The sequence below is a fragment of the Exiguobacterium sp. PvP048 genome (genome assembly GCF_040549175.1).
Classification (GTDB): domain Bacteria; phylum Bacillota; class Bacilli; order Exiguobacteriales; family Exiguobacteriaceae; genus Exiguobacterium_A; species Exiguobacterium_A artemiae.
Map to the genome: position 1 here is coordinate 436,608 of NZ_JBEPSU010000001.1, position 23,608 is coordinate 460,215.

Annotated in this window: 22 protein-coding genes; 6 read left to right on the top strand and 16 right to left on the bottom strand. The window is 46.0% G+C overall.

What is annotated here, in order from left to right; genetic code table 11:
- Positions 1 to 9 precede the first annotated feature (9 nt).
- On the bottom strand, positions 10 to 558 hold the full coding sequence (locus ABIC15_RS02205; RefSeq protein ID WP_214763391.1) for a CvpA family protein: 549 nt from the start codon (positions 556 to 558) through the stop codon (positions 10 to 12).
- A 2-nt stretch (positions 559 to 560) separates the two neighbouring features.
- Positions 561 to 797 (bottom strand): cell division protein ZapA, encoded by a 237-nt coding sequence (gene zapA, locus ABIC15_RS02210; protein WP_012371043.1) that lies wholly within the window; start codon positions 795 to 797, stop codon positions 561 to 563.
- Positions 798 to 916: 119 nt separating this feature from the next.
- Here zapA and rnhC point away from each other — a divergent pair, with 119 nt between their 5' ends.
- Complete coding sequence (gene rnhC / locus ABIC15_RS02215) at positions 917 to 1,837, top strand: ribonuclease HIII (protein WP_012371044.1); 921 nt, start codon at positions 917 to 919, stop codon at positions 1,835 to 1,837.
- Between the two features lie 18 nt (positions 1,838 to 1,855).
- Here rnhC and ABIC15_RS02220 read toward each other — a convergent pair whose 3' ends face one another.
- Entirely contained in the window at positions 1,856 to 3,325 is a 1,470-nt protein-coding gene (locus ABIC15_RS02220; RefSeq protein WP_354019638.1) for a UDP-N-acetylmuramoyl-L-alanyl-D-glutamate--2,6-diaminopimelate ligase, read from the bottom strand.
- A 276-nt stretch (positions 3,326 to 3,601) separates the two neighbouring features.
- Here ABIC15_RS02220 and ABIC15_RS02225 point away from each other — a divergent pair, with 276 nt between their 5' ends.
- From ABIC15_RS02225 to ABIC15_RS02240, 4 genes are all read left to right on the top strand, one after another.
- The gene (locus tag ABIC15_RS02225) at positions 3,602 to 4,264 is read left to right on the top strand and encodes a response regulator transcription factor (protein ID WP_012371046.1); all 663 of its coding nucleotides are present in this window, start codon (positions 3,602 to 3,604) and stop codon (positions 4,262 to 4,264) included.
- On the top strand, positions 4,248 to 5,651 hold the full coding sequence (locus tag ABIC15_RS02230; protein ID WP_354019641.1) for a HAMP domain-containing sensor histidine kinase: 1,404 nt from the start codon (positions 4,248 to 4,250) through the stop codon (positions 5,649 to 5,651). The genes ABIC15_RS02225 and ABIC15_RS02230 overlap by 17 nt, the downstream gene beginning before the upstream one ends.
- Positions 5,652 to 5,719: 68 nt before the next feature.
- Entirely contained in the window at positions 5,720 to 6,157 is a 438-nt protein-coding gene (locus ABIC15_RS02235) for a MarR family winged helix-turn-helix transcriptional regulator (RefSeq protein WP_012371048.1), read from the top strand.
- Complete coding sequence (locus ABIC15_RS02240; protein WP_354019644.1) at positions 6,154 to 7,338, top strand: MFS transporter; 1,185 nt, start codon at positions 6,154 to 6,156, stop codon at positions 7,336 to 7,338. The genes ABIC15_RS02235 and ABIC15_RS02240 overlap by 4 nt, the downstream gene beginning before the upstream one ends.
- Positions 7,339 to 7,509: 171 nt before the next feature.
- Here ABIC15_RS02240 and ABIC15_RS02245 read toward each other — a convergent pair whose 3' ends face one another.
- The 10 genes from ABIC15_RS02245 to infC all read right to left on the bottom strand — a co-directional run bounded on the left by ABIC15_RS02245 (position 7,510) and on the right by infC (position 17,160).
- Positions 7,510 to 8,202 (bottom strand): ABC transporter ATP-binding protein, encoded by a 693-nt coding sequence (locus tag ABIC15_RS02245; RefSeq protein ID WP_354019646.1) that lies wholly within the window; start codon positions 8,200 to 8,202, stop codon positions 7,510 to 7,512.
- Positions 8,203 to 8,206: 4 nt separating this feature from the next.
- Complete coding sequence (locus ABIC15_RS02250) at positions 8,207 to 9,634, bottom strand: ABC transporter permease (RefSeq protein ID WP_354019647.1); 1,428 nt, start codon at positions 9,632 to 9,634, stop codon at positions 8,207 to 8,209.
- A gap of 183 nt (positions 9,635 to 9,817) precedes the next feature.
- Positions 9,818 to 12,214 carry a phenylalanine--tRNA ligase subunit beta gene (gene pheT / locus ABIC15_RS02255; protein ID WP_012371052.1) on the bottom strand — a complete coding sequence of 799 codons (2,397 nt, stop codon included), beginning with the start codon at positions 12,212 to 12,214 and terminating at the stop codon, positions 9,818 to 9,820.
- 12 nt (positions 12,215 to 12,226) lie between these two features.
- Entirely contained in the window at positions 12,227 to 13,249 is a 1,023-nt protein-coding gene (gene pheS, locus ABIC15_RS02260; RefSeq protein ID WP_012371053.1) for a phenylalanine--tRNA ligase subunit alpha, read from the bottom strand.
- A 308-nt stretch (positions 13,250 to 13,557) separates the two neighbouring features.
- Positions 13,558 to 14,313, bottom strand: coding sequence for a TrmH family RNA methyltransferase (locus ABIC15_RS02265; protein ID WP_012371054.1), 756 nt, complete (start codon positions 14,311 to 14,313; stop codon positions 13,558 to 13,560).
- Positions 14,314 to 14,316: 3 nt separating this feature from the next.
- Positions 14,317 to 15,399: a M42 family metallopeptidase gene (locus ABIC15_RS02270; RefSeq protein WP_012371055.1), complete on the bottom strand. Its 1,083-nt coding sequence runs from the start codon at positions 15,397 to 15,399 to the stop codon at positions 14,317 to 14,319.
- A 12-nt stretch (positions 15,400 to 15,411) separates the two neighbouring features.
- On the bottom strand, positions 15,412 to 15,894 hold the full coding sequence (locus ABIC15_RS02275; RefSeq protein WP_012371056.1) for a dUTP diphosphatase: 483 nt from the start codon (positions 15,892 to 15,894) through the stop codon (positions 15,412 to 15,414).
- A gap of 116 nt (positions 15,895 to 16,010) precedes the next feature.
- A complete protein-coding gene (rplT, locus tag ABIC15_RS02280; protein WP_012371057.1) occupies positions 16,011 to 16,370 on the bottom strand; it encodes a 50S ribosomal protein L20 in 360 nt (119 codons plus the stop codon).
- 37 nt (positions 16,371 to 16,407) lie between these two features.
- Positions 16,408 to 16,602, bottom strand: a complete 195-nt coding sequence (gene rpmI, locus ABIC15_RS02285; protein WP_012371058.1) for a 50S ribosomal protein L35 — start codon at positions 16,600 to 16,602, stop codon at positions 16,408 to 16,410.
- Positions 16,603 to 16,629: 27 nt separating this feature from the next.
- A complete protein-coding gene (gene infC / locus ABIC15_RS02290) occupies positions 16,630 to 17,160 on the bottom strand; it encodes a translation initiation factor IF-3 (RefSeq protein WP_012371059.1) in 531 nt (176 codons plus the stop codon).
- A gap of 434 nt (positions 17,161 to 17,594) precedes the next feature.
- Between infC and ABIC15_RS02295 the strand changes: the two genes are divergently transcribed.
- Positions 17,595 to 19,064 carry a catalase gene (locus ABIC15_RS02295; protein WP_012371060.1) on the top strand — a complete coding sequence of 490 codons (1,470 nt, stop codon included), beginning with the start codon at positions 17,595 to 17,597 and terminating at the stop codon, positions 19,062 to 19,064.
- A 45-nt stretch (positions 19,065 to 19,109) separates the two neighbouring features.
- Here ABIC15_RS02295 and ABIC15_RS02300 read toward each other — a convergent pair whose 3' ends face one another.
- From ABIC15_RS02300 to dnaI, 3 genes are all read right to left on the bottom strand, one after another.
- A complete protein-coding gene (locus ABIC15_RS02300; protein WP_012371061.1) occupies positions 19,110 to 20,306 on the bottom strand; it encodes a glycoside hydrolase family protein in 1,197 nt (398 codons plus the stop codon).
- A 110-nt stretch (positions 20,307 to 20,416) separates the two neighbouring features.
- Entirely contained in the window at positions 20,417 to 22,357 is a 1,941-nt protein-coding gene (gene thrS, locus ABIC15_RS02305) for a threonine--tRNA ligase (RefSeq protein ID WP_012371062.1), read from the bottom strand.
- A gap of 321 nt (positions 22,358 to 22,678) precedes the next feature.
- Positions 22,679 to 23,596 (bottom strand): primosomal protein DnaI, encoded by a 918-nt coding sequence (gene dnaI, locus ABIC15_RS02310; protein ID WP_354019648.1) that lies wholly within the window; start codon positions 23,594 to 23,596, stop codon positions 22,679 to 22,681.
- Between the last annotated feature and the right edge of the window lie 12 nt (positions 23,597 to 23,608).

Below are 23,608 nucleotides of genomic sequence, written 5' to 3' on the forward strand. Positions count from 1 at the left end.
GGGAGCACGTTATTTTATCAAACCGACTTTTTGCATTAACCAATCTGCGAGGACCGGTGTATGTTGAATCATAAATGACGCTAAACTTGAATCTGCAATGGCATCTTGAATGGACTGAACCGGTGCAAAGGCTGCCAGGAACAAAACCAAGAAGATGAAGATATACATCTCGATGAATCCGAAGATACCTCCCAAGAGACCTTTGACCTGCTTGAGAACCGGAATGTTCGTCAGTGAATCAAACATTGCGATGATAATCGATAACACGATTTTCGTCGCAAAAAACAAGACGATGAACCAAAAGGCTTTATAAAATACTTCATCCAAACCAACCGAACTCGGGATGGAGAACATCGTTAAATCAATTCCGGCATCATCCAGCGTTGATGGGTAGGGAATCCATAACTTGAACTTCTCGGCCAACTCATCGTAAAACGACAAAGCGACAATAAACGAGATGATCAGGCTTAATAAATGACCTGCCTGTAACACAACACCCCGACGGACACCCGTCATCGTGCCTAAAGCTAAAAACAGTAAGATAACAAGAGAAATCATGTTTAAAGTTCACCCAAATTCTTTTTGATTTTGACATAGTCACTACCGATATTGAGAGCTGCTAGAACAGCAATTTGTCGCACGTCGAGTTGTGGTGCCTGGTCTCTGATTTCACGAATTTTTGTATCCACGAGGAGACCCACTTCGCGAACATGTTCAGGTGACTCCGTTCCGACAATCGTATAATCATTTCCTGCAATATGAATCGTCGTCCGGTTCAACCCTTCTGAATCAGCCATTTTCCTGTCCTCCTCATACTTTGCTTCTTTCATATAGTACCATCATTTTTGAAATAGGAAAAGAAGTCCACCATCCGACTTAAGGATGGTATGCTTATTTTCGAAAGGGTGATCATGTCATGGGAACAGTCGTTTTAAAGCTAACAAAAGAAAAACAGGAAACCGTCATTTCCGATTTCACGCGTCATCAAGTTTCGCCTCCGCCTTATGCACGATTCGCCGCACGAACGGCCGGATGTATCGTGACCGTCTATAACTCGGGAAAAGTCATGTTTCAAGGACAGGAAGCTGAAACTGTCGCTGTACGTTACGGTTCGCCGATAGCAAAAAAAACCGTTTCTCCGGCAAGCGGCTCTTTACCAGAAGGATTTGCCAACTGGTCGGTCGTCGGCAGTGACGAAGTCGGAAAAGGTGACTTTTTTGGTCCTTTAGTCGTCGTTGCCGCTTACGTTGACAAAACGAAAATCGAACTGGTCCGGGAGCTCGGAGTCCGCGACTCTAAAAACGTCTCCGATCCGGAAATCCGAACGATTGCTCGTGATTTGCATGCTGTGATTCCTTATGAATACCGGATCCTGCACAATCCGGATTACAATCGAATGCAACGGACGATGACACAGGGCAAGATGACCGCCCTGCTTCATAATTCCGCGCTCAATGGATTACTCACTCGACTGGATGAACCGCCGCAAGCCATCCTGATTGATCAATTCGCTGAAAAAGCTGTCTACTACAAACATCTTTCCGGAGAGACAAACCAGGTCAAGGACAACGTCTACTTTTCGACGAAGGCGGAAGGAATCCACGTCGCCGTCGCCGCCGCCTCAATTTTGGCACGGGCCATCTTCTTAAAAGAGATGGATCAGTTGAGCCGCCAGACCGGGACGGAGATCCCGAAAGGTGCCGGTGCAAAAGTCGATCAGGTCGCTGCTTCGCTCTTATTAAGATACGGTCCTGAACGTTTACAGGAATGGACAAAATATCATTTCGCCAATACTAAAAAAGCGGAAGCTTTAGCTAAGAAAAGAAACCGACCATAATGAAAAATGGTCGGTTTTTTACATGGCCGTCTCCTGACCGGATAACCGAATCAGTTCATCGGTTAAAATCTTGACTTCATCGAACGGCACGTGCTCCGTCCCAATCTGTTCGAACCGTTCATGCCCTTTCCCGACAATGACCATCCGCTTCCCGGTCAATGCAACCTTTGCTGCAATCTGGAGTGCTTCTTTTCGCGACTCATGACAGGTGATGATTTTTCGAGGCGGTATCTCTACCAGAAGCTCTTTAATGATTTGTTGCGGCTGTTCCCGCCTCGGATCATGTACCGTCACGATGATTCCCTCGCAATACTGACCGGCAATCCGTCCCATCACCGCTCGTTTGGAACGATCTCGTTCCCCTGCTGCACTCAGCACCATATATAAAGGTTCGCCCGGAACAGACAATGCTTTCAAACACTTCTCCAATCCGTCCGGTGTGTGCGCATAATCAATGTATACTTCGCACCCTTCAAACGGAATCTGTTCCAAACGTCCTTTCGGAAGACGAAGTTCCGGTATATGGCGGATCAGCTGATACATATTAACGTTACCTGCCTGCATCAGTCCGATGGCTGCCGCAAGATTCGCAGCATTGAAATCGCCTAGAAGAAAGACAGGAACTTCCGTCACTGTCCCGTCAATCCGGACACTGACAGTCTCCTCTTTCCACTCCACTGTGATTGGTGCTTCAGACAGCGCTTTTGTTGCGTACCAGATGACAGGCACGCCTTCTGCCGCTTTTTCCATGACTCGACTCTTCGGATCAGCCTCATTTAGAATGACCGCTTGCCCTCTGCTCGTTGCCACTTGTTTGAACAACAAGGCTTTTGCCTGCGCGTATTCTTCCATCGAGGCATGGTAATCAAGGTGATCGTGTGTCAGGTTCGTAAACGCTGCGGCATGAAACTTTACCCCTTCCACGCGACCTTCCATTAAAGCGTGCGAAGAAACCTCGAGTACACAATCGGTGACCCCCTGCTCGACCATCTGGTATAACAGACGATGCAAAATGATAGCTTCCGGTGTTGTATTCGGTGTATCGATCATTTCTCCGTCAATCATCGCTCCGATTGTGCTGATCATCCCTGCCTTCTGTCTGGCAGCACGAAATAAATCGTATGTCAGTTTGGTCGTCGTCGTTTTTCCGTTTGTACCTGTTATGCCGTAAACCTTCAACTTGTGACTCGGATGATCGTAAAATAAATCCGCCACTTTTCCGGCTGCATGTTTTGTATCCTGTAATAGGACGACGGGAACTTCCACTCCGTCGATGGGTTCTTCCGCTAAAATCGCAACGGCTCCGTTTGCAACGGCCTCTTCAGCGTACTGGTGTCCATCAACGGTATAGCCGCGGACACAAATAAACAGACAGCCTTTTGTCACTTCACGCGAGTCTGTTGCGATGCCCGTGATGGAAGGATTTACTTCGCATGTGAGATGAAATGGCGCAATTAATTCGGACAGGTGTTTATCTAAACGATTCATGATGTATGTTCTCTCCTCCTGAGTTTAAACGAACAGCGACAGTATTCTGACGGGCTTTACCGGTGAACTACTCACCACTTATTTGCTTCGCAAATTGAAGTTTCCTTTTGATTCGTTACACTGATTGTATCCAACAATCTCAGTCTTGAAACACAGGGCGATTCATCTTCCACCTATGCTGGGCTTCGCCCTGAGACGCTTAGAGGTGGGAGAATTCTCGCTAAATTCAGTTAAACTTCAGATAATGATGGTACAACTAAGTATGAGGTGAAAAAAATGACACATATTTTAATTGCGGAAGATGAATTTGATATCCGCGAACTCTTAACTGAACTGCTTGAATCGAGCGGCTATCATGTCACAAGTGCCGCTAACGGAATGGAGGCACTTAAGCTGCATCAGTCAGCGACATTCGATTTGATGATACTGGATATCATGATGCCTTATCTGGACGGTTTTGAAGTCGCGCAACAGGTTCGAAAAACGTCTCAAACGCCGATTATCTTTTTGACCGCTTTACAAGATGAAGACAATCAAGTAAAAGGGTTTGACCTTGGGATCGATGACTATATTGCCAAACCCTTTTCCTTACGCATTTTATTGCGCAGAATCGAAGCCGTCATTCGACGAATCCGGACAAATGACGAAGAACAGCTCTCTTTCCGTGAAATTACCCTATTTCCGGCAAGCTATAACGTTTTAATTTCTGGTAACGCTGTTATTTTGACGTTAAAAGAGTTTCAAATCCTTCATTTATTGTTGGAAAATCCAGGTCGAGTACTGGAACGAGAACAACTGATTCAACAATTATGGGGATTTGACGCTTTTGGGGATACACGTTTTTTAGATACACACATTAAAAACCTTCGCAAAAAAATCAACGTTCCCTACATTCAGACCGTAAAAGGAGTCGGATATAAACTTGAAGCGACTAATTAAACGCCATCGGATAACGTGGAAGTTGTTTTCATTAACGGTTAGTTTGCTGATGATTGCCGTCCTGTCGACTGTCGGCTTTCTATATGCAACATTACCGTCTTATTATCAAAGCTACCGGGAAGATCAGTTTCATACAACGATGTTAACGATCCAACAGACCGCTCAAAAAAAATCCAGTGCCCAATTGATTACGGAGCTCGACCGTCTATCGGATCAAGGAATTCGTTTTTCTCTTTGGACGGAAACCAATCAGTTGTATTATGCACCCGGCTTTGAACGGAGTCCTCTCCGGCAAGCGCGTCCTGTTTCTGACAATGCGCCAAAAGGTATGATTCAAGAATCCTTGACGCTCGACTTGACTGACCAGACTTTGATTTTAGAGGCCAATCAAATGATTCAACCGATTGATGAAGTGAAAAGTGTGATTTTGAATCTTGCCCCCTATATCGTTCTTCCGTTGCTGTTACTTGCTGCTTTAGCCGCTTTTTTGTATTCTCGAACCATTTCACGCCCTTTACTGACGATCAATCAAGCTACAAAAGAACTCGCCCACTTGAATTTTTCGGTACGGACACACCATACCTCGTCCGATGAATTAGGCGATTTATCAGAAAACATCAATCGTCTGGCAACAAAACTGGAATCGACGATGCAGTCGCTGCATACTTCGAACGAACGCTTGCGTCTCGAATCTGAAAAAGATCGGCAACGTGATGCGGAACGGCGTAATTTATTTTTAGCCATCTCACATGAGCTGAAGACACCGTTAACAATCATAAAAGGACAGGTTGAAGGGATGTCACTCAATCTAGGAGCTTACCGGGATCGCGATTATTATTTGGAACGCGCCGGACAAGTCATTGAAAATATGGAGCGATTGGTTGCAGAACTTCTTGAAGTCGCCCGCGTCGAACAAATAGAAGTCAAAAAACATGATATCTCCCTGCATGAAATCCTACAGCAACAACTACGACCACTTGAGAACCTGATTACGGAGCGTCGACTGGACGTCACAGTAACCGGAAATGATGCTTGGATTCAGAGTGATCCTTCTTTGTTGGGTCGTGCCCTTCATAATGTACTCATGAACGCCGTCTCTTACACCGCTGTCACGGGAAACATCCAAATTTCGACAGACACAACGGATACAGCTGTCGTCTTGACGATTACCAATGAACCAACCATTCAAGATACAAGTGAAACCGCAAACTGGTTTGATCCTCTCGTTCGTTCGGAGCAATCCAGAAATCGGATTCATGGCGGGAGCGGTTTGGGTCTGTTCCTCGTTCGTCAAATCATGGACCGGCTCGAAATCATGACTGAACTCAACGGCTCAATCAATCAGGTCACGTTTCAAGCCGTCTTTGCGCTTCCTTCCGAAAAATAACTTGTCATCGTGTTACCGATTCGGTATACTCCTTTAAGTTAACTAGTTAACTTAAAGGAGTTTTTTATATGACCACGTTTCAAGAAGATCTGTTAGGACAGTTATCCAAAGTAGCACGCCTCGCAAAACGTGACATCGATGCGGCGCTTCTGCCTTTTTCGTTACACACCGGACAATGGGGGTTAATCAAAGCGGTCGCCATTCTCGAACCCGTCTCGCAAGTTGCCTTATCCAAATACTTAGTCATTGAAAAACCCGCCGTCACCAAGACGGTTGCACGTCTTGAAGAGTTAGGCTACATCACGCGAACGGGTTCTGGACGTAAACGCCTGATTACTTTAACGCCTTCCGCCCGTCACGCTTATCGTGAAATCGATCAGGCCGTCCAGTCTGCTCATCATGCATTTCTGCAATCTGTATCATTCGACGATCAAAGCATCATTGCGGCAGTCATGACACAGTTACTCGCAACACACCGTCCAGATGAACAGGAGGATTCACTTTGAAAAACCGTTTATTTCATCGTCATTACGTACTGACTTTATTGATCAATCTGTTGTTATTCATTACGTTTTATTTACTCAATGCTTCACTTCCTTTACTTGCCGCTAAACAATTTGATGTTTCACAGGCTGCACTGGGTTGGGTCGTCACCAGCTTTATTTTAGCAACCGTTTGTTCCCGACCCTTGATTGGTCATTGGCTTGATCGCCACGATGTCAAACGGATGCTGTTGATTTCTGCATCATTGTTCACAATGATGAGTGTTTTGTATCTGTTGGTTCTTCCTCTGAATTCTTTTTTGTATCTCATCATCGTCCGTATTTTTCATGGTTTTAGCTTCGGCATGTTGTCTTCATCCATCAGCTTGGCCGTAACGACACTTATTCCGAAAACCCGTCAAGGTGAAGGGATGGGGTATTTTGTTTTATCCATGAATCTTGCCTCTGTTCTCGGACCGGTCATCGGACTTAGTTTGATTCAGCATGATGCCTTTTTCCTTTATTTCATCACGGTCGCATCGCTCGCATTCGTCTCATTCGTTCTGATGATTCGCTTACCGTTAACGAGTCAACATGTACCGAATACGCGCGTCTTCCGGCTTCATCAATCACTTTTCTTATCCCGTCCGTTATTATTGTTTGCCACTGTTTTAGCCGGTGTCGCCATCTCCAGTACAGCGGCTTTCATTTCATTGTATACGGATTCAATTGGTCACATTTCTTACGCGTCTTACTTTTATGCCCTCGTCGCACTTGGCATGGTAGCAATCCGTCCGCTTGCCGGCAAATGGTTTGACCAAAAAGGACCGGGTTTCGTTTTATTTCCTTCTTTCCTGCTGTATAGTCTAGGTTTTATTCTCTTAGGCGTTTTCCCTTCGTTACCCGGGTTACTTTTGGCTGCACTCATCATCGGAATCGGATCTGCTTCGATTTTCCCCGGACTCCAGACTGTCATGCTGACCTACGCTGCACCACATCAAAAAGGAAAAGCCATTTCTACCTTTTTCTTGGCTTATGACAGCGGATTTGGTCTTGGCGCATTATTACTGTCGGGCCTTGCTGCCAAAATCGGTTACTCGAAAATGTTTTTGTTTTGCAGTATCATCGTTCTTACAAGTGGTTTCATCTACTTCATTTTCAATCGTCGAAACGAACCACCGCATGAGCAGGAACTTGCTTCATGATGTTTAGATTTTATCCGGAAAGAAGATCGGTGGTTCACCTCCCACTTTCTTTTCGTTTAGAATCGGCAGTCCTCTCACCTAATTGGGGTAGATACAAAAAAGCACCGGCTGCCTTCCTGTTCTGTCAAGAACAAGAAGATGGCCGGTGTATTCTGTCTCCCGGAATAATGGTCATACCATCTGAGGCTCGGCATTTGTTCTGATTCGGAAGTGTTGTTGTTTCAATTCGATGATATGATCTGCTGCACGGGCAACTTCCGCTGAATGTGTCACGGTAATAATACAACGATTCGATTCATGTGCAAGTCGTTTAAACAGTTCAATGATATCGGCAGCTGTTTTTTCATCCAGAGCACCGGTCGGCTCATCTGCCAAAATGATCGGCGCCTCCGTTGCCAGTGCACGGGCAATAGCTACACGTTGCTGTTGACCGCCACTTAGTTGAAGCACTTTTTTCTCGGCATGTGTTTCATCTAGTCCGACTTGAGCGAGCAGATCTAAAGCGTGACTTCTTTTCGATTTGACCTTTCTCCCACTCAATTCCAGCGCCACGATGATATTGTCAATCGCATTCAGATACGTCAGTAAATTAAAGGCTTGAAATACGGTTGCAGCATGACGTGAGCGGTATCTTGTTAAACCAATTTTTCGCAAGTCTCGTCCATCATACTCAATTTGTCCTTCAGTAGGTGAATCGAGACCACTCAGCAAACTGAGTGCAGTCGTTTTCCCAGATCCCGATTCGCCAAGAACAGCGTAAAAGTGACCGGCTTTAAATTCAATCGATACATTTTTTAAGATATGTTGAATCTTACTTCCCGATGTATAGGCATACGAGACATCATTCATTTTTAAGATAGTCATTGGATTAATCCTCCCGTAACAAAATTTCTTTTGGATTCATACGCAGTAAGGCGACTGATGGGAACAGAACGGACAAGAAGACGATCAAGCTTCCGATCTCCATTACCTGAATTAGTGTCACCCAGTCGATATTAGTCGTCATTTCGGTGATTTGCGGAATACTGTTCAGCATTTGTTGTCCGGGACCGCCCGGACCTCCAAATCCGGTTTGTGTCGCAACCGTACTTGTTGCTTCCGTCACTTCTCGGCTGAGCAGTTGATCTGTCATAAACTGAGAGGTCATGCCGCCTGTTGCATATGTGATCAGGAAAGCAACCGTTGCAACCGCAAACGTCTCAATCAACAATTGTCCCATCAATTTGGAACGTTTTTCACCCATCGCAAGTAAAATCCCCATTTCTTTTCGGCGTTCACGAACAGACAATAAAATCAACAACGCTAAAATCAATCCCCCTGCAATGCTGACGAGATATACAACCGATTTAGAAAACGAAGCAACCTGTTCGATTGGTCCGACCATCTTTTGATAAGCCGCATCATTAGCATCAAGCATATACGTATCCCAGTCCAAATCACTTGCTGCAAGTTGCGCTTCTTTTTTAAAGGTCGCAATCGTTGCCGGATCTTTTAATGTATACACAACACTCGATACACTGACTTCTCCATCTTCTGTCGCAAAATCAGCTAACGTATCATTCGAGACATACATCTGGTTCATCGGATCCATGAAACCGGCGGCCTGGAAACCAGCATCGGATGTCGCTTCCGTCGATGACGACAGACCGATAATCGTCAATTTTTGAGATTGTTTTGTAGTCGTTGCTTTTAATTTAATCGTATCCCCGACCTTTAAATCGTTTTCTGATGCTAAGTTTTCATCAATGACGACACTGTTTTCAGGTGAATCGGTGGTCAACGCTTCCCCCTCGACTACTGTTAAGGTCCCTTCCGTGTAGGCATTTATCAGTTCCATATTCGTGACACCGTTCAGGGAAAAGTCAGGTGTTGTCATCCCTTCCGGCATCTCCATCGTACCAGGACCTTTTTGTTCGGAATCAGACGTTTCCGTCGATTCACTGGTTACTGGATCGACACTACTGGAAGTGGCGGTTGCTTGTGATAAGTAATTGACAGATTTGACTTCGCTGAGATTAGCAACCGCTTCAATCTCTTTCAGACTAATCGCCTGTTGTTCAGGTCGCCCCCGTTCTCCGGATGCTTGTCGTTCCTGCATCTGTTTTTGTCGGTCGACTTGAAGGGTGACGGTCGCTCCGAGTTCTTTTCGTGCTTCTTCCCCTGCATTTTTTGCAGCTTCCTGGATGGCAAATCCGGATAGCACAAGTGACCCAATCACTGTCAAGATGATCAGCATGATCAGCGTCTTTCCTTTTCGTGCAATAATACTTTTTCCTGCCCGTTTTAAAAAATTCATATATAAGCCTCCCTTTTTCTTCTGACTTCATCTTATCGAGCGGACCTGTAGCCAACCTGTAGTCCGACTGTATCTCAAGCGAAGAAAAAAATAGTTTATAGACATATCAAAAAGGGAGCTGGATTTTGATTCATCCAGCTCCCTTTTCCGGGTAATCATTCACTTTTAAAAAGGTATAAACGATTAAGAACGCAATTCGGCTTTAAACGATGATTGAAGGGCTTCAATGACTTGTTGATGAGCTGTCGTGACCTCTTCATCGACGAGTGTCCGTTCTTTATTTTGATAACGGAGCGAGAAGGCAAACGACTTCTGATCCGCTCCAACATTATCACCGGTATAGACATCAAACAGTTCCACTTGCTTCAATAATGGTCCTGCAGCTTGCATGATGACGGCTTCGACTTCGCTCGCAGATACAGAACGGTCGAGAACAATCGCGACGTCACGCGTCATTGACGGGAAACGTGAAATTTCCTGATAGACACGGGCTACTTTAGAGTGTAGTGCCATCGCATCGAGTTCGAAGACATAGACCTCCTTCAGACCGTATTCTTCTTTCGATAAGCCGGGGTGAACTTGTCCGACAAATCCAATCGCTTCCCCGTCAAGGAGAATTCGTGCCGTCCGGCCCGGGTGCATCGACTGCATTGCTGCCGCTTCATACGTTAACGGCACATCAAGCGCCTCAGCCAGCGTCTCGACGATTCCTTTTATGACAAAGAAGTCCGTTTTGACGTGCGTTCCGTGAACACGATGTTGCTCTGCCAGACCGACCATGATGCCTGCGAGCATTTCCTGTTCAAGCGGTAATGTCTCAAGTGAGGCATCACGTTGCAGATAAACACTTCCGAGTTCGTAGTAGGCAAGATCAGCATGTTGTCGTGCCACATTATGTTGTGCGACTTCCAGCAGTCCCGGAATCAAGGATGTCCGAAGCGTGGAACGGGCTTCACTGATCGGCATCGCCAATTTAACCGGATGCAAATCTTGCTGTTCATTGAATTGCATCGCACGTTGCTCACTTGTCAACGAGTACGTGATGGCTTGTGAAAGACCAGCACCTTGAAGAAGCTGACGCATCTTACGACGGTGTTGGTTACGTTTTGGTAAGAAACCGCGGCTTGCTTCGCGCGGCAGGCTCGACGTCAGCGCATCATATCCGTAAAGACGGGCAACCTCTTCCGCTAAATCGGCCGGAATCATCAAGTCTTGACGACGTGTCGGGACACTGACTGTCAATGCATCTGCCGACAATTCGACTTCAAGACCAAGACGCTCGAGCAGATCCTTCATGACCGTTCCTTCGATTTCCATACCAAGGCGGTGATTGATGTACGAAACACTGCCTTCAATCAGATGATCCTCCAGTTGAAGCGTACCGGCTTCAGCCGTTCCGGATAATACTGTACCTCCTGCCAGTTCAGCAATCAGCATCGCGGCCCGGTCCAGCGCTAACACGACACGACGCGGATCGACACCTTTTTCAAAACGCGAGCTCGAATCCGATCGAAGACCGAGAACACGGCTTGTTTTCCGAACCGATGTCGGTGCAAAATAGGCAGACTCAAGGACGATGGACGTCGTCGCAGAATCCACTTCCGTATTCGCGCCCCCCATGACACCGGCAAGCGCCACTGGACGTTCACCGTCTGTGATGACGAGCATCGACGGATCAAGTGTCCGTTCGACTTCATCAAGAGTTTGGAACGTTTCACCGGCTTTTGCCTGGCGAACGACGATTTGTTGCCCCAGTTTGTTGGCATCAAACGCATGCAACGGCTGTCCCGTCTCCAGCAAAACGAAGTTCGTGATGTCGACGACGTTGTTGATCGGGCGGATTCCGTTCGCGATTAGACGATTTTTTAACCAGAGCGGCGATTCCCCGATTGTAATATCGCGAATTTCACGGGCCGCATAAAACGTACAGGCTTCCGAATCCAGTTGAACAGTTACTGCAGTCGACGATGCTGCTTCCGGTACTTCGACAGACGGAAAAACAGGTGTCGTGTTCAAGATGCCGGCTACTTCATGCGCTACCCCATACATGCTCAAACAATCAGAACGGTTTGGCGTCAACCCGAGTTCCAGTACTTCATCGTGGAGTCCAAGCAATTCGAGGACATCTTGCCCGGGTGTGACCGGTTCACGGAACGTATGAATGCCGTCCTGTTCATCTTCCCGGATGTACTTCTTCTCGAAACCGAGTTCTTCAAGGGAACAAATCATTCCTTCCGAAACAACACCACGCAGTTTGGCACGCTTGATTTTAATGCCCGGCAGACGGGCTCCGACGCGGGCAACGATGACATCTTGTCCGGCATCGACATTCGGTGCACCGCAAACGATTTGAACCGGCTCTTCTTGTCCGATATCGACTGTCGTGACATTTAATTTATCCGCTTCCGGATGTTTTTCTTTCGTCAGGACACGACCGACGACGATATTGTTCAAGTCAGCGTCCCGAACCTCGACACCTTCGACTTCAATCCCGCTTTTTGTAATCAAGTCAGCCAATTCCTGACCTGTCTTATGACGAACATCAACAAATTCCTGCAACCATTGTTTTGAGACTAACATCTGTTTTCCCCCTTAAAACTGTTCGCTGAAGCGAACGTCATTCGTATAGAAGTGGCGAATATCATCAACACCATATTTCAACATGGCGATTCGTTCAATCCCCATTCCGAAGGCGAAACCAGACATTTTCGTACTGTCATATTCCGCCATTTCAAGCACGTGAGGGTGAACCATTCCTGCGCCCAAGATTTCAATCCAACCTGTCTGTTTACAGATGTTGCATCCTTTACCGCCACATTTGAAGCACGATACATCGACTTCGACCGATGGTTCCGTGAACGGGAAGAAGCTCGGACGTAACCGGATTTCGCGTGCTTCACCGAACATTTGTTTAACGAATGCTTCAAGTGTTCCTTTTAAGTCTGCCATTGAAATCTCTTCACCGACGACCAGTCCTTCCACCTGCATGAATTGGTGCGAGTGTGTCGCATCATCTTCGTCTCGGCGGTACACTTTTCCGGGACAAAGAATCCGGATCGGTTCACCTTTTGAAGCGAGCATCGTCCGAGCTTGTACCGGTGAAGTATGCGTCCGCATCAAAATCTCATCCGTGATGTAAAACGAATCCTGCATATCGCGGGCCGGGTGATCTTTCGGTAAGTTCAACATTTCGAAGTTGAACAGATCCTGTTCGACTTCCGGACCTTCGGCAATCGTATAACCGAGACCGACAAAGATATCTTCGATTTCATCTGTCACTTGTTGCAGTAAATGGGCTTGACCGACCTGTTTCGGACGACCGGGAAGGGTCACATCAATCGCTTCAAGTGCTAATTTTGCGTCCATTTCCTGTTGTTTGACATCAACAAGACGCTGTTCGAGTTCAGTTTGAATGACACTGCGGACAGCATTCGCAATTTCTCCGACGACTGGTCGTTCTTCAGCTGAAAGTTTTCCCATTCCCCGAAGCACTTCTGTAATCGGTCCCTTTTTCCCAAGGTATTTTACCCGGACATCGTTTAATTCTTTTTGTGTGCTTGCTTGATTAACGAGTTGCAACGCTTCATCACGTAAAGCTTCTAATTGTTCCCGCATGTTCCTCACTCCTTTTCCAAATAAAAAAATCGTCCCTCCGGCAAATGCCGAAGGGACGATTTAATATAATCGTGGTACCACCCTTGTTCAACTTGAAATTCTCAAGTCCTCAAGCGGCGCGGTAACGGGCGCCTCCCGTCACGATTTCTCGTGCGACTCCGGAGTGAATTCAGCTAGCAGATTCGTAAAAAAGCTCTCAGTCTAAGGCTTTTTCTCCCTGATCGAATCGTTTTCTAACCTACTCTGTTCCATCGTTGTCTAGTTAAATATGATGCTGTAACTCACTTTAGCACGAACGTTCCTTGGATTCAATCAGCCGGAGCAAAATGATACAGTAAAATTCCGGCAGCAACTGCCGCATTTAAAGATTCTGCTTTTCCGCGAATCGGGATGTATGCCCGACCATCACATTGGTCGAGCAACTCTGGAGCAACACCTTGTGCTTCATTTCCGATAATCAGACCGATTGCCCCAAGGTTCTCAACGTCTGTGTACGGTTGAGCGCCACGTAAGGCAGTCCCTAAAATGAAGACTCCAAGCTCATGTAAGTCTTGAATAGCTTCTTCAAGTGACATCATGATGACCGGTAAGTGGAAAATCGAACCTTGTGTCGCCCGAAGGACTTTACTGTTATAGACATCCACTGTCCCGTGACCAATGATGACACCGTCAAAACCGGCAGCATCTGCTGTCCGAATCATCGTTCCGACATTTCCCGGATCCTGGAGACGATCGAGTAAAAGATAACGCCCGCGTTCCAAACGTTCTGTCTGCTGTTTCATTTCACAGACAGCAAAAATACCTTGTGTCGTTTCTGTCTCAGAAAGAACTTTTGCGACGGATTCATCAATCGTAATTAAATCAGCAGCATTCTTTTTCCAAGAACCCGGTACTTGAACATCTTCGCGCACGATCAATTCTTTAATGATTCCGGCACGAACGGCTTCTTCCACTAAATGTTCCCCTTCAATCAGGAAACGTTTTGTTTGCAAGCGTCCTTTTTTAGTCAATAATTTTTTCCATTGTTTAACGATTTCGTTTTTTGGAGATGAAATGTGTTTCATGGTTTACCCCTCGTAAATCGCTTGGACCGTCTCTGCATCTAAACGTTTCGTCACCGCGACAATCAAGTCGACGGCAGCTTCGAAATCTGCTTTATGCATGATTGAAACGTTTGTGTGCAGGTAGCGGATCGGAACAGTCAAGGCAAGTGAAGGAACACCCGTATGAGACAGGTGGAACTTCGCTGCATCTGTTCCGCCACCCGGTGTCAGATCCAATTGATATTTAATGTTTTCTTCTTTAGCAACTGTTGTTACAAAATCAATCAATCCGCGATGCGCAATCATCGTCGCATCAAACAGGATGACTTGAACACCTTCTCCAAGTTTGGATAAGGCTTCACGATCCGTCATACCTGGTGTATCACCCGGAATTCCTGTATCGACTGCAAAAGCAATCGTCGGACGAAGCAGATTCGCAATCGTTTGAGCACCACGTAAACCGACTTCTTCCTGTACCGTAGCACCGGCAAAAATCGTATTCGGGTGACCCTCTTCTTTTAAGCGTTTGATCGCTTCGATTGCAATGGCGCAACCGACACGGTTATCCCACGCTTTTGCCATCAGGAAATTATCATTTTTCATCACAGTAAATTCGCAATGCGGAACAACCGTATCTCCCGGTCGGATTCCCCACCCTTCCACTTCTTCTTTCGAAGTGGCACCGATATCAATGAACATCTCTTTGATATCGACTGGTTTATTGCGCGCTTCCGGTGGTAAAACATGAGGTGGTTTCGCACCGATGACACCTGGAATGACTTCACCAGACGATGTGACAATATTCATACGCTGTGCAAGAAGAACCTGTCCCCACCATCCACCGAGTGGCTGGAAGCGAAGGAATCCTTTCTCATCAATCTTCGTGACCATGAATCCGACCTCGTCCATATGCCCGGCAATCAAAATCCGTGGTGCATCTTCTCCCGCTCCTTGACGTTCGGCAAACAAACTGCCTAATCCATCTTGATGGAAGTTTTCTGCATGCGGTTCAAGATATTCACGCATTAATTGACGTACTTCTTTCTCATTTCCGGGAACACCCGTTGCGTCCGTAAGACGTTTCAGCATATGTAATTGTTCATTCATCTGATTTCCTCCTCAGTAACCGTTGTCTTGGCGAACGTGATTCGCCTCGTTTTTTGCGACATAAGCTTTGAAAATCATTTCTTGTGTAAATCCAAGTGTAGCACCTAATGCGAGATAAGCACCAATCAGAACGTCATAACTTTGTTCTGTCCGCGAAATCGCAAACACGTTTGTCTTATTATAGACATCCAAAAACGCATCTGTCGCTGTCAGATAGTAATCCCCTTCGACAAAGTCGTTTTTACGATAGTCTAAAGAAAGTCCTAAAGAAAGTAGAAAATGGACACCGTCGACGTACTCTTCGAGAATCGTAACTTGAGCCGATGGTCCTTTTGTCGACCAGAATTTAAAACAACGCGTTTCGTTCGCAAGTTCACCAAGCTCCACTAATAGCGCCAGCAAACGTTCATCAAATTGATTTCCCGTCAAATTATGTTCTGACTGAATCCGTTTATCCAATTGTTCCTGCATTTCAAAAAGTGTCAACCAGTCCATCTTAATTCTCCTTTTAATCTAAAAAAATTGCCTCAGCCCATAAAATGCGCTTTTTTATTTTACCATGAATCCAAAAAAAACGTCGGAGAATTAAATTCCCCGACGAATTGTAGAACTTAAGCGTTCAATTTTGCTTTTGCTGTATCAGCAAGTGAAGCAAATGCAGTTGCATCTGTAACTGCGAGGTCAGCGAGCATCTTACGGTTAACGTCGATACCTGCTAATTTAAGACCATGCATCATGCGGCTGTAAGAAAGACCGTTGATACGTGCAGCCGCATTGATCCGAGTGATCCAGAGGCGACGGAAGTCACGTTTCTTTTGACGACGGTCACGGTAAGCATACATGAGAGATTTCATGACCTGCTGTTTTGCAACCTTGAAGAGTGTATGTTTCGAGCCGTAGTAGCCCTTAGCTAATTTGAGTTGTTTTTTACGACGTTGACGAGTCGTATATCCGCCTTTTACGCGTGGCATATAAATTCCCTCCTAAATCTGTGTACGATTGGGTAAATTACTTAGCGATCATGTGACGGATACGTTTAAAGTCACCCGATGATACCATGCTAGCTTTACGTAATTTACGTTTCGCTTTAGTTGATTTGTTACCGAATAAGTGGCTTGTGTAAGCACGACCACGTTTCAATTTACCAGAAGCAGTACGTTTGAAACGCTTAGAAGCACCGCGGTGCGATTTCATTTTAGGCATGAGAGATTCCCTCCTACTTCGATTCGATTAGTCTTCTTTCTTTGGAGCAAGCACTAGGAACATGCTGCGTCCTTCCATCTTCGGTCTCTGTTCAATGACACCGAACTCGCTTAATTCTGTAGCGAGACGTTCGAGGACACGTCTACCGATTTCTGAGTGAGTGATGGCACGTCCGCGGAAACGAATACTCGCTTTCACTTTGTTGCCGTTCTCCAAGAATTTCTTCGCATTACGGAATTTCGTTTGGAAGTCATTCTCCTCGATCGTCGGGCTGAGACGGACTTCTTTCATCTGAATCACTTTCTGATTCTTCCGAGTTTCTTTGTCCTTTTTTTGCAACTCAAAACGGTATTTACCGTAGTCCATGATTTTACATACAGGCGGTGTCGCTTGTGGTGCGACCATGACGAGGTCAAGGTCAGCTTCCTCAGCAAGACGTAACGCTTCCGTACGTGATTGGACTCCAAGTTGAGCGCCATCCGCTCCGATAAGACGAACTTCTCGAGCGCGAATGCCTTCATTGATTAACAGATCTTTGCTAATGGTTAGCACCTCCATCGTGCAGAGCACGAAAAATGAATGATATAAAACGCTATAAAAAAAGCGTCGGCAGTTTTTCCCGCCCACACTCATAAAGTATACAATAGTCAGAGAACACTCTACTATCACATATCATCATGATGGACCAGCATAGCTTGCTATACGTGGTGAGAAGCGGGATGCTTCTGCTTTGTTGTCATTTCACTTTGCTATCATAGCACTTGTTTTCCCTCGATGTCAAGCCGCTATATCTGTTCGGTTAGAACGTTGCTCAGATACTTGATTATAATAGCAATCCTCTGTCCGTTTAGCAAGAAGTTTCTAAGTTTGTTCGTCTGGGTAAATAAAAAAAATTCAAAACAAGTTTTCAGAATTTGCAGAGCATTATTCTTTATTTAGAATAATTATTGTTTTATAATCAATGTAATCTTATACATAAGGGGGAGTTATTAATGAGTGAAAAACGATTAACCACAAACCAGGGTGTCCCGATTGGTGACAATCAGAATTCGCGTACGGCCGGTCGTCGCGGTCCAACACTGCTTGAAGACTATCAACTGATTGAGAAAATGGCCCATTTCGACCGGGAACGTGTTCCTGAGCGTGTTGTACACGCCCGCGGTTTTGGTGCACACGGCGTCTTCACGGTAAAAAATTCGATGAAGAAATATACAAAAGCGGCATTCCTTCAAAACGAAGGGACCGAGGTTCCTGTATTCGCCCGTTTCTCAACCGTTATTCACGGTACACATTCTCCTGAAACGTTACGTGATCCACGTGGCTTCTCGGTTAAGTTCTATACAGAAGAAGGAAACTGGGATTTCGTCGGAAACAACTTACCGGTCTTCTTTATTCGCGATTCGATGAAGTTCCCGGATATGGTCCACTCGCTGAAACCGGATCCACGCACGAATATTCAAGACCCTGACCGCTACTGGGACTTCATGACATTACGCCCGGAATCTACAAATATGTTGATGCACCTCTTTACGGATGAGGGAATTCCGGCAAGCTACCGTAAAATGCGCGGTTCGTCCGTCCATGCTTTTAAATGGGTGAACGCTCACGGCAATACGGTTTATGTCAAGTTACGTTGGGTGCCAAAAGTCGGTGTTCATAACCTGTCTGCAGATGAAGCGACAGAGATTCAAGGAAAAGACTTTAACCATGCATCAAACGACACGTATCAGGCGATTGAAGACGGAGAATTCCCGGAGTGGGATCTGTTCGTCCAAGTTCTTGATCCGGCTGATGTCGACAACTTCGACTTCGATCCACTCGATGCAACAAAAGATTGGTTTGAAGATGTCATCCCGTTCCAACACGTCGGAACGATGGTATTAAACAAAAACGTCGACAACTACTTTGCTGAAACGGAATCGGTCGGCTTTAACCCGGGTGTACTGATCCCAGGCATGTTGCCGTCAGAAGATAAATTGCTCCAAGGGCGTCTCTTCTCGTATTCCGATACACAGCGTTACCGTATCGGAACGAACTATCAACAGTTGCCGATTAACTGCCCGTTCGCTCAGGTCAACAACTATCAACGTGACGGTGCAATGCCGGTCGGACAACAAACAAGCCCGGTCAACTACGAACCAAACCGTTACCAGGACGAGCCGAAACAAACGCCGGAATACACGGAAGAAAACCAGCCGTTGTATGATGACATTCACGGTCGTCTTGAAATCGAAAAAACAAATAACTTCGGTCAAGCCGGTGAAGTGTACCGTCGTATGACAGAAGAAGAACAAACGGCACTCCTGAACAATTTAGTGGATGACTTAAAACAAGTCCGCCATGAAAACACTGTCTTGCTTGCCATCTGTAACTTCTACCGTGCGGACGAATCGCTCGGCAAGAAATTATCAGAAGCGTTACAAGTCGATATCCAACCGTTCTTGCAACAGATGCAAAAATAATCTTTTCTATAAAAAAAGTCTATTCCGCAAAGGAATAGGCTTTTTTTAAGGAATAAAATTAAAGCGTTCTGATGTTTCCGCCGAGTAGACACCTAGCTTGGAAAACAATACGACTTGATTTACCGTTGCTTGATTCACTTCATTCTGACGGAAGCTCAGTTTTTCTTTATCTGTGAATCGATTGTAGAGCGGCTTGAATCCATAGTTGACGTGAGGCTGGAATTGAATTGCCCGGTCGACCTTTTCCAGTCGATTATGTTTAATGCTCCCACCGACTACTCCACGTCCTAAAATAGCAATCGCTTTCCCGTCTGCCCGATGTACGTTTCGAATCGTATTGTATTGAATGACGGGTTGGTTCCAGTTCATCATTGAAATCGCATAGTCTTTTGTCCCGTCAATTACATTATTCAAAATGCGCACAGCCGTATGCGGACGATCTTGAGAGTATTGATGTGTTCCGATTGCGACATTGATATTAGTGAAGTCATTGTTTCGAATCGTAATATCATGGTTTGGTGTCCGGTCTTGGGCTGACCATTTCCACTGGAATCCCTTTGTGACCGGATCCGGCGTATCAAGGTTAATCGATTCATTTGGTCCTGTCCCGGCAATCATCTTGGCATCGACAAAATGCATGTTTTCAATGAGAGCTGTTTTGGTCGCATCCAGTTCAATCGCATGTGATCCTTGCTGATGACGAATCGTAATTCCTCCAAGATACAGATTTTCATTATGTGCGATGGCGAAAGCCGAACCACGCGGAAAATAATTTAAATCGATTTGAGCATTTCCCTGCCCGATGATTTTAATATTTTTGGACCCGCTGTATGTCCCGACTGTTTTATTCAATCGTAAAACGGATGGCGGTACCAAATCAAAGATACTCGTCGTCGCTTGAAGTTTTGGTGTGCCGGTCTCATTCGTCTTTTTGATGATGACGCCATCCTCTAAAATGATGGTTGTATTGGAAGGAACGCCGACACGTAACGGAGATTGATACATCCCTTTCGACAAGACCAATGTTCCTCCGCCTTCCGCTTCAATTTTTTCAAGATATGACCGGAGTGTGTAATGATTTCTAGTTTGGGCATTATATGTGGAGTAAGCGCGAAGTACAGGATCGATCGGTTCTGTCTGCGGCGTAATCCGGTAACTTTTCATACTGACTGCATGTTCCGTATCAGGCAGGAGCAGAAAAGCAACAATCAGACATACTGCAAGCATCATTCTTGTTTTCATTCTTTCGTCTCCCTTCTCTGTTCCTATTATCGGTACTTCCATACAAAATCTGTAGAAGACACAAAAAGAGGATGGCTGACAGCCATCCTCTTTTTACTGGTAAGACATGCTTATTTTGAACGGTTCGCGATTTCTTGTTCCAAATCGCTGACGAACTGTTCGAGTGATGCGTTACTTGAATCTTTTGAACCGTAACGGCGGATATTGACTTCGCGCGCTTCAATTTCTTTATCGCCGAGGACCAACATGACCGGTACTTTATTGACTTGTGCTTCACGGATCCGGTAACCGAGTTTTTCATCACGGAAGTCCGTTTCGACACGAATTCCTTTTTTCAAAAGCATCGTTTTGATTTCACGTGCGTAGTCTTCATGTACGCTTGAGACCGGAATCAACTTGACTTGAACCGGTGCGAGCCACGTCGGGAACGCTCCTTTGTACTCTTCAATCAAGTAAGCGACAAATCGTTCCATTGTCGAGACGACACCACGGTGCAAGACGACAGGACGGTGATCTTGTCCGTCGTTTCCTTTGTATGTCAGCTCAAAGCGTTCAGGCAAGAGGAAGTCGAGTTGAACGGTCGACAGCGTTTCATCTTTACCAAGCGCTGTGCGGACTTGTACGTCAAGCTTTGGTCCGTAGAATGCAGCTTCGCCTTCCGCTTCAAAGTACGGCAGCTCGAGCTCATCCATTGTCTCTTTCAACTCACGTTGCGCCATTTCCCAAATCGCATCGTTGTCGAAGTATTTTTCTTTATCCGCCGGATCACGATACGAAAGACGGAATTTATAGTCCGTGATACCAAAGTCGGCATACACTTCTTGAATCAAGTGAACGATGGCTTTAAATTCTTCCTTCATCTGATCCGGACGAACAAACGTATGACCGTCGTTTAAGACCATGTAACGGACACGCTGAAGACCTGTTAACGCACCCGACATCTCATACCGGTGCATACCACCGAGTTCTGCGACGCGGAGCGGTAAGTCACGGTACGACCGCGGTTCATTTTTATAAATCATCATATGGTGTGGACAGTTCATCGGACGGAGAACCAACTCTTCATTGTCCATTTCCATTTTCGGGAACATATCATCTTGATAGTGATCCCAGTGTCCTGATGTTTTGTACAGTTCAACAGAACCAAGAACCGGCGTATAGACGTGCTCGTATCCGAGTTCAAGTTCTTTATCGACGATATAACGCTCGACCGTCCGGCGGATGGCCGCTCCTTTTGGTAACCACATCGGCAGACCTTGTCCGACATCTTGGGATGTGAAGAACAAGTCGAGTTCTTTCCCGAGTTTCCGGTGATCGCGCTCTTTGGCTTCCGCCAAGAAGTGCAGGTGTTGTTTTAACTGATCTTTGTTTGCCCATGCTGTTCCGTAAATCCGTTGCAACATCTTGTTTTTTGAATCACCGCGCCAGTAAGCACCGGCGATGCTCATCAGTTTAAAGACTTGGAGTTTCGCTGTCGCCGGTACGTGCGGTCCGCGGCATAAGTCGAAGAACTCGCCTTGACGGTAGAACGTTAAATCCTGATCGGCAGGAATCGATTCAATCAATTCGATTTTGAGCGGATCGTTTAATTCCTGATAAACAGCTAATGCTTCATCGCGTGAAACGACTTCCCGTTCGATCGGTAAGTTTTCACCGGCAATCTTATTCATCATCTTTTCGATTTCCGGCAGGTCTTCCTCTGTCAGACGACGCTCCATATCAATGTCGTAGTAAAACCCGTTTTCGATCGTCGGTCCGATTCCGAGATGAATCGTCTCGTCCGGGTACAGACGTTTAATCGCTTGTGCCATCAAGTGGGCAGATGAGTGACGGATTAAATCCAGTCCTTCTTCCGAATCCGGCATGACGAGTTCAATTGAACCGTCTTCCTCAATTGGACGACGATAATCGATGACTTGACCGTTTAATTTTGCGGCAAACGCTTTTTTCCGTAATCCCGGGCTGATTGAAGCGGCGACTTCTTCAGCTGTCGTTCCGGCTGTAAATTCTTTTACTGCACCATCTGGAAATGTAAGAGCAATGTTTGACATGACTGCTTCCCCCTATAAATTAAAATAAAAAAGACCCATCCCTCAAAAAGGGACGAGTCTCAATCTCGTGGTACCACCCTCGTTCCCGAACATGTTTCCATGCACCGGCTCGAACACGCGCTAACGGGCGTGACGCGCAAGCGGATTATCCCCGCCTGAGCTATGAGGGAGTAAAGAAATGACGGATTCCATGAGAAGCTTTCACCATCCTTCTCTCGCTTGTTTGGTCCCTGTTCATTTTTCATATCCTCAATCGTAGCTGACATCTATACAGATTGTGTCCTTAGTATAGCCAAAGTCGAACTTCTTTGACAAGAGAAATTAATACCGGCGTCGGTTTTCGCCTAAAAACTCAACCGGATTCGTCGTCGTCCGGATCCGCTCCATCAGACGCATGGCTTTCAGTTTGTCTCCCTGGTCATTCGTAATCCCGAAATGCAGCTCCAGTTCGTCGTACGACAGGTTGGAACTGAACAGGGTCGGCAAACGATGCATCATCCGGTACTGCAGGATGATGCCGAATAATTCGTCACGGACCCATGGACTGATCGACTCTGCTCCGATGTCGTCAATCAACAAAACCGGGACGGTCTGAAAACTTTCCAAAAACGTATCGAAACTATCCGACCGGATCCGCCGCTTCGCTTCCGAGACGAAACCGGGTGCGTGAACCAAAATCGTCGCAACCCGTTCCTTTTTCAACGCATTACCGATCGCTGCGAGCAGATACGTTTTCCCGACACCAAAACTGCCGTGCAGGTACAATCCTTTGACTTGTTGTTTGGAACGGACTGCATTTAAAAACTGTGAAGCGGCACGTAAAGCGAGCTTTCGGTCCGTCGTCGTTAAATCAAAGTCACTGAAGTTCGCATCCCGGACTTCATCCGGTAAGAAGAGACTTTTAAATTTCTTTTCGAGAGCCCGCTCGTTCTCACGGTCCCGTAACGCTTGGGTTTTTTCATAAGCGACCATGATCTGGCCTTTTTCTAAGTGCAGGACAGGCTGATAACCTTCGATGACGGCTTTCTTTTCAATGATTTGATTTCCGTTCATCTGTTCCGCATACTCGTTTAGTTTCAGCATGCCGCGTTCAATCATCCGTTGATCGATTTCAGGATGTGTCCGCAAAAACATGATGACTCCCGGGTGTGACAAGACACGCTGATGAATGGCCCGAACTGATTCTGCCACGTCCGGCCGGTTTAAAATCTTTTCAATCGATGATTGGATATGTTCCATCTCACTACTCCT

What these genes read in the sequence shown, in the direction of transcription:
- ABIC15_RS02205 (WP_214763391.1), bottom strand. Translation starts at nt 558, where the DNA reads ATGATTTCTCTTGTTATCTTACTGTTTTTAGCTTTAGGCACGATGACG.
- zapA (WP_012371043.1), bottom strand. Translation starts at nt 797, where the DNA reads ATGGCTGATTCAGAAGGGTTGAACCGGACGACGATTCATATTGCAGGA.
- rnhC (WP_012371044.1), top strand. Translation starts at nt 917, where the DNA reads ATGGGAACAGTCGTTTTAAAGCTAACAAAAGAAAAACAGGAAACCGTC.
- ABIC15_RS02220 (WP_354019638.1), bottom strand. Translation starts at nt 3,325, where the DNA reads ATGAATCGTTTAGATAAACACCTGTCCGAATTAATTGCGCCATTTCAT.
- ABIC15_RS02225 (WP_012371046.1), top strand. Translation starts at nt 3,602, where the DNA reads ATGACACATATTTTAATTGCGGAAGATGAATTTGATATCCGCGAACTC.
- ABIC15_RS02235 (WP_012371048.1), top strand. Translation starts at nt 5,720, where the DNA reads ATGACCACGTTTCAAGAAGATCTGTTAGGACAGTTATCCAAAGTAGCA.
- ABIC15_RS02245 (WP_354019646.1), bottom strand. Translation starts at nt 8,202, where the DNA reads ATGACTATCTTAAAAATGAATGATGTCTCGTATGCCTATACATCGGGA.
- ABIC15_RS02250 (WP_354019647.1), bottom strand. Translation starts at nt 9,634, where the DNA reads ATGAATTTTTTAAAACGGGCAGGAAAAAGTATTATTGCACGAAAAGGA.
- pheT (WP_012371052.1), bottom strand. Translation starts at nt 12,214, where the DNA reads ATGTTAGTCTCAAAACAATGGTTGCAGGAATTTGTTGATGTTCGTCAT.
- pheS (WP_012371053.1), bottom strand. Translation starts at nt 13,249, where the DNA reads ATGCGGGAACAATTAGAAGCTTTACGTGATGAAGCGTTGCAACTCGTT.
- ABIC15_RS02265 (WP_012371054.1), bottom strand. Translation starts at nt 14,313, where the DNA reads ATGAAACACATTTCATCTCCAAAAAACGAAATCGTTAAACAATGGAAA.
- ABIC15_RS02270 (WP_012371055.1), bottom strand. Translation starts at nt 15,399, where the DNA reads ATGAATGAACAATTACATATGCTGAAACGTCTTACGGACGCAACGGGT.
- ABIC15_RS02275 (WP_012371056.1), bottom strand. Translation starts at nt 15,894, where the DNA reads ATGGACTGGTTGACACTTTTTGAAATGCAGGAACAATTGGATAAACGG.
- rplT (WP_012371057.1), bottom strand. Translation starts at nt 16,370, where the DNA reads ATGCCACGCGTAAAAGGCGGATATACGACTCGTCAACGTCGTAAAAAA.
- rpmI (WP_012371058.1), bottom strand. Translation starts at nt 16,602, where the DNA reads ATGCCTAAAATGAAATCGCACCGCGGTGCTTCTAAGCGTTTCAAACGT.
- infC (WP_012371059.1), bottom strand. Translation starts at nt 17,160, where the DNA reads ATGGAGGTGCTAACCATTAGCAAAGATCTGTTAATCAATGAAGGCATT.
- ABIC15_RS02295 (WP_012371060.1), top strand. Translation starts at nt 17,595, where the DNA reads ATGAGTGAAAAACGATTAACCACAAACCAGGGTGTCCCGATTGGTGAC.
- ABIC15_RS02300 (WP_012371061.1), bottom strand. Translation starts at nt 20,306, where the DNA reads ATGAAAACAAGAATGATGCTTGCAGTATGTCTGATTGTTGCTTTTCTG.
- thrS (WP_012371062.1), bottom strand. Translation starts at nt 22,357, where the DNA reads ATGTCAAACATTGCTCTTACATTTCCAGATGGTGCAGTAAAAGAATTT.
- dnaI (WP_354019648.1), bottom strand. Translation starts at nt 23,596, where the DNA reads ATGGAACATATCCAATCATCGATTGAAAAGATTTTAAACCGGCCGGAC.